Origin of the sequence: Stenomitos frigidus ULC18 (genome assembly GCF_003003795.1) — a bacterium.
GTDB classification, from domain to species: domain Bacteria; phylum Cyanobacteriota; class Cyanobacteriia; order Leptolyngbyales; family Leptolyngbyaceae; genus Stenomitos; species Stenomitos frigidus_A.
The window spans coordinates 43,253-58,902 of record NZ_PVWK01000017.1; the positions used below are offsets into that span (position 1 = coordinate 43,253).

The 15,650-nt window shown below is 50.3% G+C and carries 15 protein-coding genes; 9 read left to right on the forward strand and 6 right to left on the reverse strand.

The genetic code is table 11. From position 1 onward, the window contains the following. Positions 1 to 20 precede the first annotated feature (20 nt). Positions 21 to 488 carry an iron uptake porin gene (locus tag C7B82_RS03690; protein WP_245939717.1) on the reverse strand — a complete coding sequence of 156 codons (468 nt, stop codon included), beginning with the start codon at positions 486 to 488 and terminating at the stop codon, positions 21 to 23. A 113-nt stretch (positions 489 to 601) separates the two neighbouring features. On the opposite strand from C7B82_RS03690, the gene C7B82_RS03695 reads away from it, so the two are divergent. Beyond that, entirely contained in the window at positions 602 to 1,252 is a 651-nt protein-coding gene (locus C7B82_RS03695) for a cadmium resistance transporter (RefSeq protein WP_106254959.1), read from the forward strand. Positions 1,253 to 1,527: 275 nt separating this feature from the next. On the opposite strand, the gene C7B82_RS03705 is transcribed toward C7B82_RS03695, so the two are convergent. Further along, complete coding sequence (locus C7B82_RS03705; protein WP_106254961.1) at positions 1,528 to 3,102, reverse strand: FkbM family methyltransferase; 1,575 nt, start codon at positions 3,100 to 3,102, stop codon at positions 1,528 to 1,530. 390 nt (positions 3,103 to 3,492) lie between these two features. Between C7B82_RS03705 and C7B82_RS03710 the strand changes: the two genes are divergently transcribed. The 5 genes from C7B82_RS03710 (at position 3,493) to ruvC (ending at position 7,119) form a co-directional block, all read left to right on the forward strand. Then, complete coding sequence (locus C7B82_RS03710; protein ID WP_106254962.1) at positions 3,493 to 4,074, forward strand: biotin transporter BioY; 582 nt, start codon at positions 3,493 to 3,495, stop codon at positions 4,072 to 4,074. Positions 4,075 to 4,152: 78 nt separating this feature from the next. After that, positions 4,153 to 4,641 carry a signal peptidase II gene (gene lspA / locus C7B82_RS03715; RefSeq protein ID WP_106254963.1) on the forward strand — a complete coding sequence of 163 codons (489 nt, stop codon included), beginning with the start codon at positions 4,153 to 4,155 and terminating at the stop codon, positions 4,639 to 4,641. 250 nt (positions 4,642 to 4,891) lie between these two features. Further along, positions 4,892 to 5,299, forward strand: coding sequence for a phosphomannose isomerase type II C-terminal cupin domain (locus C7B82_RS03720; RefSeq protein ID WP_106254964.1), 408 nt, complete (start codon positions 4,892 to 4,894; stop codon positions 5,297 to 5,299). Positions 5,300 to 5,446: 147 nt separating this feature from the next. Beyond that, positions 5,447 to 6,556: a magnesium chelatase ATPase subunit I gene (gene bchI / locus C7B82_RS03725; protein ID WP_425443595.1), complete on the forward strand. Its 1,110-nt coding sequence runs from the start codon at positions 5,447 to 5,449 to the stop codon at positions 6,554 to 6,556. A 71-nt stretch (positions 6,557 to 6,627) separates the two neighbouring features. Then, on the forward strand, positions 6,628 to 7,119 hold the full coding sequence (gene ruvC / locus C7B82_RS03730; protein WP_106254965.1) for a crossover junction endodeoxyribonuclease RuvC: 492 nt from the start codon (positions 6,628 to 6,630) through the stop codon (positions 7,117 to 7,119). A 252-nt stretch (positions 7,120 to 7,371) separates the two neighbouring features. On the opposite strand, the gene C7B82_RS03735 is transcribed toward ruvC, so the two are convergent. The 4 genes from C7B82_RS03735 to hetZ all read right to left on the reverse strand — a co-directional run bounded on the left by C7B82_RS03735 (position 7,372) and on the right by hetZ (position 12,662). Continuing rightward, on the reverse strand, positions 7,372 to 7,848 hold the full coding sequence (locus tag C7B82_RS03735) for a GNAT family N-acetyltransferase (protein WP_245939718.1): 477 nt from the start codon (positions 7,846 to 7,848) through the stop codon (positions 7,372 to 7,374). A 9-nt stretch (positions 7,849 to 7,857) separates the two neighbouring features. Continuing rightward, on the reverse strand, positions 7,858 to 10,155 hold the full coding sequence (locus C7B82_RS03740) for a transglutaminase TgpA family protein (RefSeq protein ID WP_106254966.1): 2,298 nt from the start codon (positions 10,153 to 10,155) through the stop codon (positions 7,858 to 7,860). Positions 10,156 to 10,419: 264 nt separating this feature from the next. Further along, positions 10,420 to 11,487 (reverse strand): PatU, encoded by a 1,068-nt coding sequence (locus C7B82_RS03745; protein ID WP_106254967.1) that lies wholly within the window; start codon positions 11,485 to 11,487, stop codon positions 10,420 to 10,422. Between the two features lie 11 nt (positions 11,488 to 11,498). Beyond that, on the reverse strand, positions 11,499 to 12,662 hold the full coding sequence (gene hetZ, locus C7B82_RS03750; RefSeq protein WP_106255108.1) for a heterocyst differentiation protein HetZ: 1,164 nt from the start codon (positions 12,660 to 12,662) through the stop codon (positions 11,499 to 11,501). A 133-nt stretch (positions 12,663 to 12,795) separates the two neighbouring features. Here hetZ and C7B82_RS03755 point away from each other — a divergent pair, with 133 nt between their 5' ends. From C7B82_RS03755 to ycf46, 3 genes are all read left to right on the forward strand, one after another. Beyond that, entirely contained in the window at positions 12,796 to 13,275 is a 480-nt protein-coding gene (locus C7B82_RS03755) for a hypothetical protein (protein ID WP_106254968.1), read from the forward strand. A gap of 344 nt (positions 13,276 to 13,619) precedes the next feature. Next, on the forward strand, positions 13,620 to 13,985 hold the full coding sequence (locus tag C7B82_RS03760) for a slr0373 family blue light stress response protein (RefSeq protein WP_106254969.1): 366 nt from the start codon (positions 13,620 to 13,622) through the stop codon (positions 13,983 to 13,985). 151 nt (positions 13,986 to 14,136) lie between these two features. Further along, complete coding sequence (gene ycf46 / locus C7B82_RS03765; RefSeq protein WP_425443596.1) at positions 14,137 to 15,591, forward strand: stress-responsive protein Ycf46; 1,455 nt, start codon at positions 14,137 to 14,139, stop codon at positions 15,589 to 15,591. Positions 15,592 to 15,650: the final 59 nt, after the last annotated feature.

Below are 15,650 nucleotides of genomic sequence, written 5' to 3' on the forward strand. Positions count from 1 at the left end.
GAAACCCGGTTTCTCTCAGGTTAGAAGGTGAAGGTCGTCCGAATGACGCCGACATATTGTGTCGCGTTCGTGCTGTTGCCCTCAGGATTAAACAACACAAACAAGCCGGGTGTAATCGCAATGTTGTCGGTTAAAGGATAGCGATAGAACGCTTCCACATAGAACGGGGTATCGTTATCTTGACGCGCAGCGGTCAGCCCGTTGTTGTCAATAACATAGGGCGTGATGCCAACTAGAATGCCACCCAAGTTACCTTTCTTGCCCAAATCGGGGAAGCCTAAGTAGCCAGCCGCATAGAGAATGGTTGCATCATCGCTGCTCCGGTTCCGGTGAGCAAACGCTGCAGCCGCCACCGCCCATGCCAACGACGCTACTGATGCAGTGCTGGACTGGAATACGACAGCATTGAGCGTTTTGCCAACGTCACCAGCGCCACAGCAATATCGTGGTTTGGCCACTGTGCATGCAGCCTGTTGCTGTTGCCGCAAGGTTCTTGTCCTGAATCGACTCTCAAAATCTCTACGACTCCAAATCTCTGTAGGACTCCAAGTGTTGTGCCCAAAATGGAGAAGAATGAGAGGAGGTTCTTTATCGCAGCACCATGAATTGGTTCGTACAAGCCGTTATCGCTGGGGTGACATCATTTGTAGCAACAAATATCGATGACATCTTGATTCTGATGATTTTCTTTGCTCAAATTAATGTTAAATTTCGTCCAAAGCATATTTTTATTGGGCAGTACCTTGGTTTTACGGTCTTGATTGCCCTGAGTCTGCCAGGTTTTTTTGGTGGCTTAGTGTTGCCTAAAGAGTGGATTGGGCTATTGGGTTTGATCCCGATCGCAATCGGCGTTAAGCATTTAATCGATCAGAAAAACAATGAAACCGAAATTCAGCTAGTGTCTGACGAACTGAGTCATCCCAAAGCGACTCAACCAGTACTTTCAGCACTTGCCAACCTACTTGCGCCCCAAATATACCAAGTTGCGACCATTACGATCGCCAACGGAGGCGATAACGTTGGCATCTATATCCCCTTATTCGCTAGCAGTAACCTATCTAGTTTAGGCGTCATTCTAAGCGTTTTTTTTGTCATGGTGAGCGTCTGGTGTTTCATTGCCTACCAACTCACTCGCCACCCCATTGTGGCTCAAAAGCTAACCCGACACAGTGGTGCGATCGTGCCTTACGTCTTAATCGGTTTAGGTTTCTTTATTCTGATTGATAGTGAGGCCTATCAGCTCTTACAGTGAGTGGCTGGTGATTAGTTGTTAGTGGCCAGAAGGCAAAAGAGGCAGACGCTAAAGTGATTCCCTTCGGCTTCGCTTGTGAAGCCACGCATCTTCAAGGGAAGCCGAAGGGAATCAACTGTCCTTAACTCTAACTTCTGCTTTATCGTGCCACTAACGTCATCTTTCATACTCATAACAGCCGAGAAATTGCTGAGCCCATGTTCGACTAACTCTGGCGCTTGAGCGAGTTTCTCGACCATGCTATTGGCAACGTTGTAGTTTGGCTGTTGCCATCGTTAAAGGTTGCTAGTATGAATTGCAATGACGTTCAAACTCATCTGCAATTCATCGAGCTCACTCACTGCAATGAGTTCCTGAAGGTAGGGCTGATAGCGAAACAGTTGATAGCCTCTCTCTTGTAAGAAAACAGCACTTGAGGTGTTTGCCTGATCGTCCGAGGCAATATTTTCATAAACAATGGTTGGCATGAGTTTTGTGAGCAACCGCTCACTGCCTGCAAGTACCTGAAGCTCGTGCCCTTCGGCATCAATTTTAAGGAAGTCAACGTGAGCGATCGATTCTTGCTCAATTAAAGCGTCAAGTGTAAAGCAAGCCACCGTTTCAACATTGCCACCGCTAACCAGCTCAGCATCATTTGGCACCAATTGATTCAGTTCACTGGCCATCTGGAGGGCTAACTGGGCTGTCTGTGTACGATCGCTCGCAGCGCCTGCAATGACCTTCACCCAGCTTAATTGGTTGACGTTACAGGTCTCTTGTAAAAACTGAACGCACTCAGAAAAGGGTTCGATCGCCAGCACACGACCTTGATTGCCCACTCTCTGCGCCGCGCTAAAGGTGTAAACGCCAACGTTGGCACCCACATCGATCACGGTCATACCCGGTTGAATGTGGTGCCGCCAGAATTCCATTTCTGCTTCAAACCAATCCCCTTTTGCCAGCAAAACGCCCGTTGTAATGCTGGCTAGGCTTGGCTTAACTGTTAGCAGCAAGTCCTTAAACGGAATGCAGGTAAACGCCTGGTCGATCGCTGTATCAACCCACTGCCAGGCTCGCTTTGAATCGATTACAGGGCAGCGAACACGGGCGGTTTCCAGCCAGTAACGGGCTGTTGTGGTATGTCCAAGGTCACGATAAGCAAGGTAAAGTGCCTGCAAAACGTCAGCCTCATTGGGGGCTAGTTGTTCCGCACGGTGCAGGTAGAACAAGCCTTCCCAGAGGCCATTCGCTAAATTAGCGATGCCTAATGTGAGGTTGTTAACAGCAGACGAGGGTAGGATTTGCGTTGCCAGGTTGAGCAGCCGCAGCCCGTTCGGGTTATAAAATGCTGGCAGCAGTTGTTGACCGAGAAGGGTGCCAAGGAGGAAGAGCGCTTGCTGTAAACCATTATCGAGTTGCACGATCAGCGCGACTGCTTCGTCTTGTCCTTTAGCAAGTCTTTGAGCGCTACTTGGTAGGTAAATGAGACCAATGGGGACGGTCGCCGCTTTGTCATGAAGAGGCTGCAATATACGAATGAACGCGGTCGTTGCAATCGTACCTGCGCGATCGGTCTCCCCGATGAGACTATAGGTGAGCGCAAGATGGGCAGCGCACAGGGGGTGAGCGTTAACGCCATTTTCAAAGGCGGCGATCGCGGCTTCTACATACAACCGACGCAAGTCACGATCGGTGGTATCTTCGGCCTCGATCAGGGCAACAACGCCGTAGTTGTTCCAATCAAGCGGCGACTGCGGTTCGTCCCATCGCGTTGCTGCTAACGCTGAATGGATGAGCGGGAGGGCTGTGGGAGCGATCGATGGACAGGTGTCTTCCAGATATTGCCAATAGCGATCGGAGGGTGGGGGCATGAAGAAGGTTGAAAAAGGGTTTCCATCATGCTAGTCTGCCCTGCAAGTAAGGCTCCGTTGCTTGCTTCGGAATGAGAATTAAATGAGTTCGAGGATTGGGTAGGGGCGGGTTTACTGAACGCTGCATGCCATTAGGGCTTGTCTGGTCAAACCCGCCCGTAGCGTTTGCGGTTTTATTGAATCCACGATCCTTACCATTTTTTGACAGCCAGACGCTTCAAGACAGGTGATACAATGCCATCACCTTGTCGGTTAGAAGCGTTGCTATCGCTTAAGCAATGTAAGCTTTTAGACATCAATCAGTTAGAGCAACGCTTGAAAAGTAAAACGCAGACGTAACAATTTGGACTCCGGTGCTCGTTTGCTTTTACACTTTTACTTTTGCATGTGATGGCTTTTTCCACTGAACTGCTGTGGGCACTTATTGGGCTCATTCTGACGATCGGGGGCACCTTTTTGGAAGCATTCGTGGCTACCCCAACGTTGGGAGCCATGCGCTTCCAAACTCACTCTTTGGGAGTCACCTATCAATTTGGAGCCGCCCTTCTAGTTGGGTGCCTGGGTGGTAAGAACGCTGCTGCACTCTCCCAAATCGCTTACATTTTGTTGGGGTTAACCTGGTTTCCGGTGTTTGCCCAAGGTGGTGGGTTCAACTACCTCAAAGAACCCAGCTTTGGCTACATTTTGGGCTTTATTCCTGGTGCTTGGCTCTGCGGCTATTTAGCGTTCAAGGCCTCAGCGAAGCTAGAGTCTCTCGCGTTTAGCTGTTTGTGTGGGCTCTTTAGCATTCATCTCACAGGCATCATTTACATGGCTGCAACCTATAGCTTAGGGTTGGTGAATATGAGAACTGGCTTACCGTTACAACAGTCTTTGATGAAGTATTCACTCTACCCACTACCAGGGCAATTGGCTATCGTGTGTGCTGTGACGGTGGTTGCCTTCACGCTACGTCATTTGATGTTTTATTGATCGCCTTCTCAGGCGATGATTGACGAGTTGATCGCCTTCTCAGGTGATGCTTGACGAGTGTTCTCCCAACCTGCTTCCATGTTTTTCAAAAACCGCTTTTTCTGGATTGCTGCTTTGTTCGGACTGGCACTCGATCGCCTGACCAAAATCCTGTTCGTTGTTTACATTTTTCCGCCCATCCTGCACTTCACCATTCCAGTGATACCAGGAGTGTTTCACTTTACGTATGAGTTAAACCCTGGAGCCGCGTTCAGTCTCTTTCCAGGTGGTTCCGTTTGGCTACGCTGGCTCTCGCTAGGGGTCAGTCTTGGGTTGATGGTGCTGGCATGGTCGAAGAAATTTACGCTCAATCGGTGGGAGCAAGTCGGCTATGGCTTGATCCTCTCAGGTGCATTAGGCAATGGGATCGATCGCTTCCTAGTCGGCGAAGTCATCGACTTTCTTGATTTTCGACTCATTCGCTTTCCCGTCTTCAATTTGGCGGATACCTTTATCAATGTCGGCATTGCCTGCTTACTGATTGCTAGCTTTAGCCGATCGCCAGACCTGGATGCTGTCAAGAAATAAAATCTGGAGTAAATAAAGTCTGGAGTAAATAAAGTCTGGAGTAGTGATTGATGGCTAATGGCTAGTGATCAACTACAAGCTCATGCCACTCCAAATGTATGTAGTGATTGTTTAAGCAAACCCTTAGAGTGCGAAGCTGCGCGCAAATAGACTCTAAGCGCCTGTGCTTATGAGTTATAGGGTGTAAAAGAATGAGGAAAAGCATCCCAGATCCGGCATGATAGGAGAGTGAACTTTGGTAGATAGAAGCATGGGCGAAAGCAGCGATCGCGAACTTCCTCACTCGCAACCAGTTGATTCCGACACAATCCGACTACGCCCCTGGGGCACCGTCACACTGTTAGAAGAAGGCGACCATTACCGCATCAACCGTATTGAACTGGCACCCAATCAGCACATTAGTACCCAGATGCACTACCACCGCAGCGAACATTGGATCGTCGTTTCGGGCACTGCCAAGGTCGTCTGCGATGGGCAAGAAACCATCCTGATGCAAAAGCAATCAACTTACGTGCCAATGTGTACACCACACCGTGTCGAAAACCCCGGCGTGATTCCATTGGTGATGATTGAAGTGCAAAACGGCGAATACCTGGGAGAAGATGATATCACCCGGTTTGGGGATGATCTGGGAGAGGACTTAGAGAGTGGGGAGTAGGGAGTCGGACGAAGCAGTCGCAGCATAAGGCCTTTGCTGACCCCTTTACTCCCCTCCCCCAACTCAAAACTCAAAACTACCCCAGCCCTCTCTGTGGCACAATGAAAAATACTGATCAAAACGCTGTTATAAACCCCAGGTAAGTCCGTGAGCCCTATTGCGAATCCCGTCGTTACTGTTGAAAATGGTCGTTCGGCGCAACCGTCGTCCACCCGTCGTCGTCCTGTGTTTCCTTTCACAGCGATCGTGGGGCAGGAAGAGATGAAACTGGCACTGTTGCTTAATGTGATTGACCCCAAAATTGGCGGGGTGATGATCATGGGCGATCGTGGCACCGGAAAATCCACGACCATTCGCGCCCTGGCGGATCTCCTGCCTGAGATCGATGTCGTTGCTGATGACCCCTTCAACAGTCATCCTCGTGACCGGGAGATGATGGGCGATGCGGTGCGTCAGCAAGTGGAACAGGGCTTAGAGGTGCCGATTGCGAAGAAAAAGGTCACGATGGTAGATCTGCCGCTGGGTGCTACTGAAGACCGTGTTTGTGGCACGATCGATATTGAAAAAGCTTTGTCAGAGGGCGTTAAAGCCTTTGAGCCAGGCTTGCTAGCGAAAGCGAATCGCGGCATCCTCTATGTTGATGAGGTTAATCTGCTGGATGATCACCTGGTAGATGTGCTGCTCGATTCGGCGGCTTCTGGCTGGAATACAGTGGAGCGAGAAGGCATCTCCGTACGGCACCCTGCGCGCTTTGTACTGGTTGGCTCTGGCAACCCAGAAGAAGGTGAACTCCGTCCTCAACTGCTCGATCGCTTTGGGATGCATGCTGAAATTCGCACTGTGAAAGAGCCAGCGCTACGGGTGCAAATCGTCGAACAACGCACAGAATTTGACCAAGATCCAGAGATTTATCTGGACGCCTGTCAAACTCAGCAAGACGAGTTGCAGCACCGACTGGTTCTGGCTCAAGAACGCCTCAAAACAGTGGCGATCGACCATGACTTGCGCGTCAAAATTTCGCAGGTCTGTTCCGAACTGGACGTGGATGGGCTGCGTGGCGACATTGTCACCAACCGTGCCGCTAAAGCACTGACGGCCTTTGAAGGTCGCGATGAAGTCACCGTGCAGGATATTCGACGCGTCGTTACCCTTTGCCTCCGCCATCGGTTACGCAAAGACCCATTGGAGTCGATCGACTCGGGCTATAAGGTCGAAAAAGTCTTCAATCAGGTGTTTGGGCTGGAAAGTGGGGAATAAGTTTTGAGTTCTGAGCTTTGAGTTTTGAGTTAGGACCACGCTCATGACTCAAACTTCACCGTCAAAACGTTATGCAAAAGCGCATTCTCGGCTTAGATCCAGGGCTGGCAACGTTAGGTTTTGGTGCGATCGTCTGTTCAGGAGAAGCTGCGGGTAGCACCGAAGCGCAGGTGTCTGTCCTGGATTATGGGGTGGTGCAAACTCCAGCCGGAAAGGAGATTGGGCAGCGTCTCATCATCATCCATGACGATTTGCACACACTGATGAAACAGTGGCAACCCGATTTAGTGGCGATCGAGAAGCTCTTCTTTTACCGCATGGGCAACACGATCGCGGTCGCCCAAGCACGAGGGGTTGTCATGCTAGTGCTGGCGCAATACAACGTTTCTTATGTGGAATTTACTCCTGCTCAAATTAAACAAGCGCTGACGGGATACGGGAATGCAGATAAGCATCAAGTCCAAATAGCTGTGACGCGTGAACTGAATCTTGACCAGATTCCCAAGCCAGATGATGCGGCGGATGGTTTAGCTGTGGCGCTCACCGCCTGGTTTCAGAATTAGGTAGTTCACAGCATTAGATAGCCCTCAAAGGGCTAATGATGAGAGCGTGGAGATTATGCTGCCCTAGTTGACTGGCAAAACTCCTGAAAGGCTCATCACTTCGTAGCTGCCTCGCCAGGAAATTAATTTCCTGGCTCATCGCGAAAATCAGTTAAAACTGACTGATGGCTAAACGCTGTCAGCCGTTGAGTCCATTTCAATGGACTTCCCCCAGGGCGAGAGCGCTTGCCGACAGATCCCAGTCAACCAGGATTATGCTACCTTCTCCAGTAACTTTTCCATCACGTAGTTGACAAAGGTTTCGTCCCGACACGATACCGTTTGCTCTTTCACAACCGCAAACCCCATGCGCTGGAAAAACGGCTTGGCGGTAATGCTTGCTTCAACAAATAAACGGTTCACTGACAGCTCAAACGCTTTTGCTTCTATGGCCTGATAGATTTGCCTGCCCACTCCACAATGCTGGTAGTCTTTGTGGCAATAGAAGCAGTCGATGTGACCATGCGGTTCCAACTCTCCAAATCCTGCAATTACGCCCCTATCATCCGCAACATAGGTGAAGCGGCTTGAACATGCCTCTACCCAATTTCTGAAGTGGATGTCGTCTGGTGCCCATGCTCTGACCTGACTGCATGAGTAATCGTGAATATTAATGGCACGCACTGTTTCGTGGAACAACTGCGCTAATTGTTCGGCATCCTGTGGTTCAAACAAGCGAATCTTGATCACGATCGCTACTCAACTTTTACGACGTGTCTTTGAGGCTGAACGTTGCTTCAGCTCACGTAGCCGTTGTTTTAACTGTGTCAGGTTGGGAGCGCTGCCTCCGTAACGCCAACGGACATAGGCTTGAGAAATCTCGTCGATCGCGGCTGCACGAGCTGCAGGTTGAGCGTCGTAGGACTGTTGTGCATACTCTAGAGGTGTCTGAGCAGGTTGCTTACGAAAGCCTTGCAGTGCTAGCCAGGTCAGCATTTGCTGGTAGAAGCGTTCCATGGGCGGCAGCGTTCCTAACCAGCGACGATAGCGCCAATTCCGCCAACTCCGCCAGAGTAGCCAGCCCACGAAACCGCAAGCTAGCCCCAAAAGCAGCCCGACGAAAAGACCGATCCAGCCGTTGGAGAATAGGCTCATGAGCGATGCGACTGCAAAGGCAATCCAACCAGCGACCAGACCGAAGCCTTGACCAAGCCAACTAGTAACGGGTGATGGCAGCCAGCCTGCTACCCAGCGCCAAAAAGTTCGCAACACGCTAAATGTCTGATTCTCTTCAATGGATGGTGGAATCAACTCATGACCCGGGATGGGATCAAAGGCAAACCAACCATATTTTGGGAAGAAAACTTCTGTAATGGCGTAGGCGTCGGTATTGCGAACAATATATAAGCCTGTGAAGGGATTGAACTCACCCGGTCCAAAGCCTGCTATGAACCGTGCAGGAATGTTGACCGATCGCAGCATCACCGTGAGTGCGGTCGAGAAGTGATCTGGGTAGCCGCCCTGGTACTTAAACAAAAACGCCTCTACGAGATCTTCGTCAGCGTCTAGAAAAGGCAAATCAGTCTGAATGGTATAGCGCTGCTTCACTGCCTGAGCCAAAAACAGCGCTTTTTCATAGGCCGATGTGATAGGTTTCGGTGAGGTTGCTAGCAATGCCTGGGTGCGCTGCCGTACACGCTCCAGAATTTTGGGCGGCACATTGAGATAGTCATCCACAATATTGGGTGGATAGCTCTGAGGCGCGTCTCGCAGCCGCGTGCGATCGCGATACGGAACCTCAGAAATCACGGTATAGGTCAGCCCTTCGCGGAGTTCCAACGGCGATCGCACATTCCCATTAGGGTCGATCGCGACCTGTCGTGTGGGGAAGTAAAGCTCTTTTGCCTGAGTCAACGCTGGCAGCAAATTCGGCAAATCCGATACTGCAGTGTAAGTCTGGATTATTTCCTTCGTTTTACTCAACGAGGTGGGTCGAGGCAAAAAGAATTGATAAGACCAGTCTGGTCGTGTGACCGTGATCGCCCTGTCGTTCCGAGAGATCTCCCAGCCCTGCCCTAAATAGCGATCGAAGGCCAGCACGCGCCAAAACCCTTCTGCTTGAGAACGGATGCGCAAAACGACTCGTGGCTTGAGTGCTCCCCGCAGATTCTGGTTGATACGACTATTAAACCCGTAGTAAAAATTCTCATCCAGTTTGCCTGGGCCAAGCCCCTCCCCCTGTTTGGATGAGCTACCCTCTCCTTTCCCAGTCCCAGACTTCACGTAGCCTGGGTTAATAATGCGGCTATTGTCCTCAAAGTCTTTTTGAATTTGAGGGCTAACGGGGAACGATCGCAGTTGGTAGCCCGGAAAGCGTGGTAAGCAGGCAAAGACCAATAAGCCCGACACTAAAATGACCAGCAAGAAACTGAGCAGTTGTTTGGGGGCTAAGCCCGTCTGTTGGAAAGGCGCTTCGTACTGCTGCCGCTGCAGACCCAGACGAGAGCGATAGTCCAGTACCAAAACTGGCAGCGCGATCGCTAGAAACAACAGCAACAGCAGCCCAAACGTCATGGTCTGACTCAACGTGCAGGCAACGCTAATCAGGATCAGCCCGATCACCATTGAGTAGCCCAAATCTTTACGACGTGGCAGATCAAAGCTGTGTAACACTTGCAGTTGTACTAATAGTTCTGCTAGCACCAGGCGGGTATCGTTAAGCTCTCCGCGCAAGCCCACAAAAAATGCTGCTAGTGCTAGCAGCATCCCAATCGCGATACAAAATTTTGCAGCCGTGTTGCGCTTATGGCGGTGCTGCCAGCTCCAGAATGCACCCATCAGACTCAGTGGCACTGCCCAAAAGCTCATCCCAGTGGATGCGGCTACATCGGTTGCGGCAATGCCTACCAGTACCAGTGCCTGTACCAGTACTCTCAGCAGGAGTGACTCTTCGACGTCAGGAGGCGTTGTTTCTAAGCGACGCTTAAAGCGATTGGCGATCGCTTGCACCTGTACTCGCACTCCTTTAGATGCACCAGTCCCAAAATTATCAAACATCGGCACGCAATGGATCGATTATGTGGTTTGCTGGCTGCAGACCCGACGAGAAAACGTAAAAACCGATGCCCTGAAGCGAACGTTTCCAAGCACAGCAATTTCCAATCGGCAGATGCGCCCTGAAATGAATTGCCACGATCATCCACAGTGTTTAAACGTTGACGCTTGTTTAGGCTCGATTCGAACACAGCCAGCTCCATCATACCCATTGACCGATCGGTCTAACAGTTCGGATTGGGTAACTACTCTGATGCTAATGAGTCGTTAGTCAGTGACGCGAATGGCAAAAACGAGTGGCTCTTGATCGTCCAAGCGCACTTCTAGCATGTAAGGCTGCTGCGGCTGGAAGTCAAGCAACTCCACGCTAAGGCTACCTGCGGTAGAGCGCTGAGCGCTTGCTTGCACCTGCTCACCCCGAAGTGTAATGCTACCACCGGAGGGCAATGCTGCCTGAAGGCGCAGTTTTGCAGCCGTTGCGTCTAAGCCATAGTCTGCCTGGAGGCTTAAAGCTCCCAAATCAGTCAACCATTGTCGCTCCAGTCTGGGTTGGCTCAGAGAGATGGGGAGCGTTAAAGCCGCCATAATTTCCCGTGCCGCAAGTAGTGACAACACCATTTGCTGCGCTGGTACCGCCGACTCGTAACTCTCTGGATAGTTGGTTCCGGGTGGTGCAGCTGTAGCGCCCGACCGAGCTGGTGAGGTCATGACCATACCGGCTAAATGATTCAGCGCTTGCAATTGATCAGGAAATAAATCTTCGACAGACTTCACCAACCGTGCACCCTCTAGCAAAGAAGATTGCACCGCTTCCTGGCAGCGCTCCAGCAGCTGACTCAACAGCCCCTCAGGTAATTGAAGGGGCAAATTCAGGGCTTTAAGCTGCTGTAGCCAAACCTGAGCTGGAACTCTTTGTTGGGTTGGGCTAACACCAGCAGTCACAGCCGAGTCAGCGATTTCGTAAGCCGGTTCAGTTTCGTAGTCGTGAATTTCTGTTTCCCAGGGGAACAGTGGTGGATTACGTTGAATTTCGGTTTGTAATCGATGTTTCAACAGGGTATAAAAACGGTCTTGCACAGCAGGTATCTCTCCAAGTTTTAAGAGGTTCTTCCGTTCGGAGGAGTGAGCGTCGAATCTAAGATGGTCGGCATTTCCAGAGGGCTCGTCCTTAAAAATGAATAAATCCGGCGCATTCATTGACTGAGCGCCGTGTTGTTCATCGTTCCACTCTATAACTGGATTAACCACCCCAGAGTCATCTGAAGTGGTAAAAGCAACCAGGTCTTGAAGTAGTTCGAGGAGATTTCTCTGGAGAGCTTCCGAGTCATCATTCATGGTATGAGTTCCTATTCATCAGAAGATGCGCCTTGTCCGGACACTAAATAATTACGAATTTCCCAGGCTTGCTCAAGTAGCTTAAACCACTGCTTCCGCGCTTGAGTAATCGTGCACCCAAGGGCTTGAGCGATCGCCGCATCCGTTAACCGTTTTCGCTTCAACTGCAGCAATTCTAGCTGTTGTGGATCAAGTTGTTCTTGAAACGACTGCCATTGCTGTAAGGTTAAGCCCAGATTGCGCTCCAAATCCGCTTCCAGCCACTGATGCACTAATTCCCAGCGATGCGACAGCGCGAAGCGAATCAGATGATATTTAAACCGTTGCTGCAAATAGTCCCGTTGGCGTGGCGTGAGCCCTAAAATCACCTCAATTTCATTGGCAGGTAAATCTTGTAGCCGCAGTGCAAAGTAATCAGCACAATCCGTCTGCTTGCGTTCTTCTAAATACGTCATCAGTTCAGCCACCACCGCCTGTCGCAGGCTATCTTCTGGCTGCTCTGGTTCTTGAGCTACCATTTGCTCTCGTACCTGCTGCATTGATGCTGCATTCCACGGGCTATCGCCGTCGGCAGACCCACCGTCAGCAGCGCGCTCAATATCAACTGGTGTTTCGATCGGCTGTTGCTGCGAGAACGTTTGAGCCCGCAAAATGATTAGCTGCTGGTTGCGCCGCCCTGGCAAAGGAATACGCCGCTTGCCATAACGTTCACTAAACGCCATATATTCTGCTAGTTGCAGCAGAGTACGTGGCTGATAGGTCGCTGGCAACTGCGTCTCGCGGCGAAAGGCATTCAGCGCTTCCATATAGAAGCTTTGGAGGAAGTCTTCAATCAGTGTCAGCCGGGCTTGATAGCTCGATTGGGTCTGCGGTGGGGTAATGTAGCGATACACGATCGCGCTTAACGTACTATGCAACTCCACCCGTCCACGCTTAGACCCCAGCTTGTAGTAGTGCAAGCATTGTTGGAGGCGATGTCTTGCTAACGCCGTCGCCCAAGTATCGACTTCGCCCGAGGCCTGAATGCGTTTACTTTCGGCACAAATGCGTGCGACTTCTTGAGATAGACGAGTTGCCACATCCAAGCAATTTTGCTCAGAAGCGTTCGTTGACAGCTTTAACTCATCAAACAGCAGTTGAAAAATTGCCTCCACGCCTTGGCAGATATCCCCCACGGTACTTAACGCCCAACGATAACAAAAACTAAAGCCAGTTGAACTAATTTTGACCACAAGACGATGGCATCGTCTAGATCAAACTACAGAAGCTTCACAACATGCTCATTAAAATAGGAGACTTGCTTTCGAAATGAATATCGATCAACAAATCCAGGAACTGATTGATGATGCTCCTCAAGACGGTAGTACGCCAGCCCTGGTAGCGACGATCGCCCCTGTGCTGAAATTTTTAGCGTCACAGTTGCGCCATACACAGTACTACATTGTGCAGACGCTTGACCAAAATTGGGCCATCACAGCGTTAGAAAATCGAGCCCAACCAGGGCTCGAAAAGAACGTTATCTACGCCTTCTGTAACTTGAAAGATGTATCAGCGGGTCCTTACCCCATGAACGACCCCCAAATGATGGCGTTGCCTATCCCCGTAACGCACATTCTCTTTCAAATGCTCGCCACAGAAATGATTCACAGTGTTATTTTCTTTGACGCCCCTAGCAACACCGCTGCTGGCACTGAAATTCAGCGTGAACAGCTCAGCGAACTCATTGAGTCTCATCTGTTGCAAAACCAGCAAAGGTCTGAAGCCACGTTACCGCCTGATATTGCTTGAGCAACCTTGCTTGAGTAACCTTGCTTGAACATCAATGTGCTTGAAGGAGCCGTCCGTCCGACTGATTGTTTGACTAATAATTTGACTAATTAAGTAGCTGATGAGGCTGAGCCTGTCTAAAAAGGCTTGCTCACAATCTAGCTACGGCTAGCTCTGGACGGTCTTTCCAAGGTTGCGCCGCTGGTTTGAGCAACAATCGCGCAAGACCATGCCGCTTTATCAAGACGCCTTTAGAATTGCAAACAAATGTAACGATATTACCGTCATGGCGGCATAGTGTCTTGACAGCAATCTATTCAGTCGATATTCTGGCATTCATACCCGGGTACACAACTGAGAGTTCTATGCAAGACAAGCAGAAGGTTACACTATATCTCCCTCCAGAGTTGCACCGCCAATTGAAGGTTCGGGCGGCGCTCGATTCTGAGACGATGACAGACATTGCCCAGCGGGCGATCGTATTTTATCTCTCGCACTCGGAGTTGGTTGATGATTATGAAGGCTCAAGACACGGACAGACTCATCGAGTTTATACCTGCCCTGACTGCACTTCTCCTTCTGTCTTGAAGGGTGACGAAATGGTTTCCTTGCGCTCCCAATCTAGCGTTTTGGTTGAAGAGAGGGTGCCAGCTAATACAGCTAGTAAGGTGCAGAGCGTTAGCTCTTTAAGCGCTGACGCTCAAGGCGAGGGTGAATTAGTTCCCTGCTAGTAACATGTCTTTTTGCTGATTGCTGCTGTCAGTCTGAAGCTTAAGCAGGTCAGAGATTTCAAGTTTCAAGCGTTTGCGCTGTCTCTAATGGGTTGATGCTATGCAGGAAGAACTCAGTATTCTGATACAAGCCCGGTACCCCCTCGTCTACATGGTGACATCTGAGGAAGAGCGGGCTGAACAGACAATCGTAACCATTTCTCAGAGCAAGCCTCAACGACGTGTGTTCATCTGGACAGTCACACACGGCATTATCGAATACGGTCAGCCCCGTAATGTGGCTCAGCACAATACGGTTTCGCCTGAAGCAGCTATCGAGTGGGTCATTCGGCAGAAAGAAGCAGGCATATTTGTCTTTAAAGATATACATCCATTTTATTCTGCCCCCGTAATCCGTTGGTTGCGTGATGCGATCGCTAGTTTTAAGGGCGCCGACAAAGCAATTATTTTGATGTCTCCGGTGCAGGAGATTCCGATCGAGCTGGAGAAAGAGGTTGCTGTTCTAGATTTTCCCATGCCAGATATGGGCGAACTCAACCACGTGCTCTCGCAGCAGCTTGAGCAGGTTCGTACTCGACGTATCACTACAGAAGCGAGAGAGAAACTTTTAAAAGCGGCGTTAGGTTTAACACGAGACGAAGCTGAAAAGGTCTATCGCAAAGCTCAGGTCACAGCGGGTCGTTTAACTGAAGAAGAGGTCGATGTTGTCCTCTCAGAGAAAAAGCAGCTGATTCGTCGCAACGGCATCTTAGAGTACGTTGAAGAGGATGAGACGATCGATTCTGTGGGTGGCTTGGAAGAGTTGAAGCGTTGGCTGAAGCAGCGTTCTAATGCCTTCACTGAGCGCGCTAGAGAGTATGGGTTGCCTCAGCCGAAGGGGATGTTGATTCTGGGTGTACCCGGTTGCGGTAAGTCACTCATCGCTAAAACCACATCGCGGCTCTGGGGTTTGCCACTACTACGATTGGATATGGGACGTGTCTACGATGGCTCCATGGTTGGTCGCTCCGAAGCCAACCTGCGAGGCGCATTGAAGACAGCGGAATCGATTTCTCCAGCTATTTTGTTTATTGATGAGATGGACAAGGCGTTCGCAGGCAGCACAGGTTCAGCGGATTCTGATGGCGGTACGTCTAGCCGAATTTTTGGTTCCTTCCTGACATGGATGCAAGAGAAGTCTTCGCCTGTCTTTGTGATGGCGACTGCAAACAGAGTTGAGCGCCTACCAGGGGAGTTCCTCCGCAAAGGACGTTTCGACGAAATCTTCTTTGTTGATCTGCCAAACAGTGAAGAGCGTAAAGAGATCTTTAAGATTCATCTTTCCAAGCGTCGGCGCGAGATTGCACGTTTTGATTTAGACCAGTTAGCGAATGTGTGCGACGGCTTTTCAGGAGCCGAGATTGAGCAAGCACTGGTAGCAGCCATGTACGAGGCTTTTGCCCAGGATCGAGAATTTACTCAGCTGGACATTATTGCTGCTATCAAGTCAACATTGCCGCTATCTAAGACAATGACCGAGCAGGTAACTGCCCTTAGGGACTGGGCAAGGCAGCGCGCGCGACCTGCAGCGTCCTCAGTTGCTGAATATCAGCGACTTGAGTTCTAAAAGCTTTCTCCTGCTCCCAACAGGAGGAAAGGCTAGCATTTTGCTAGCAGCTGACCCAA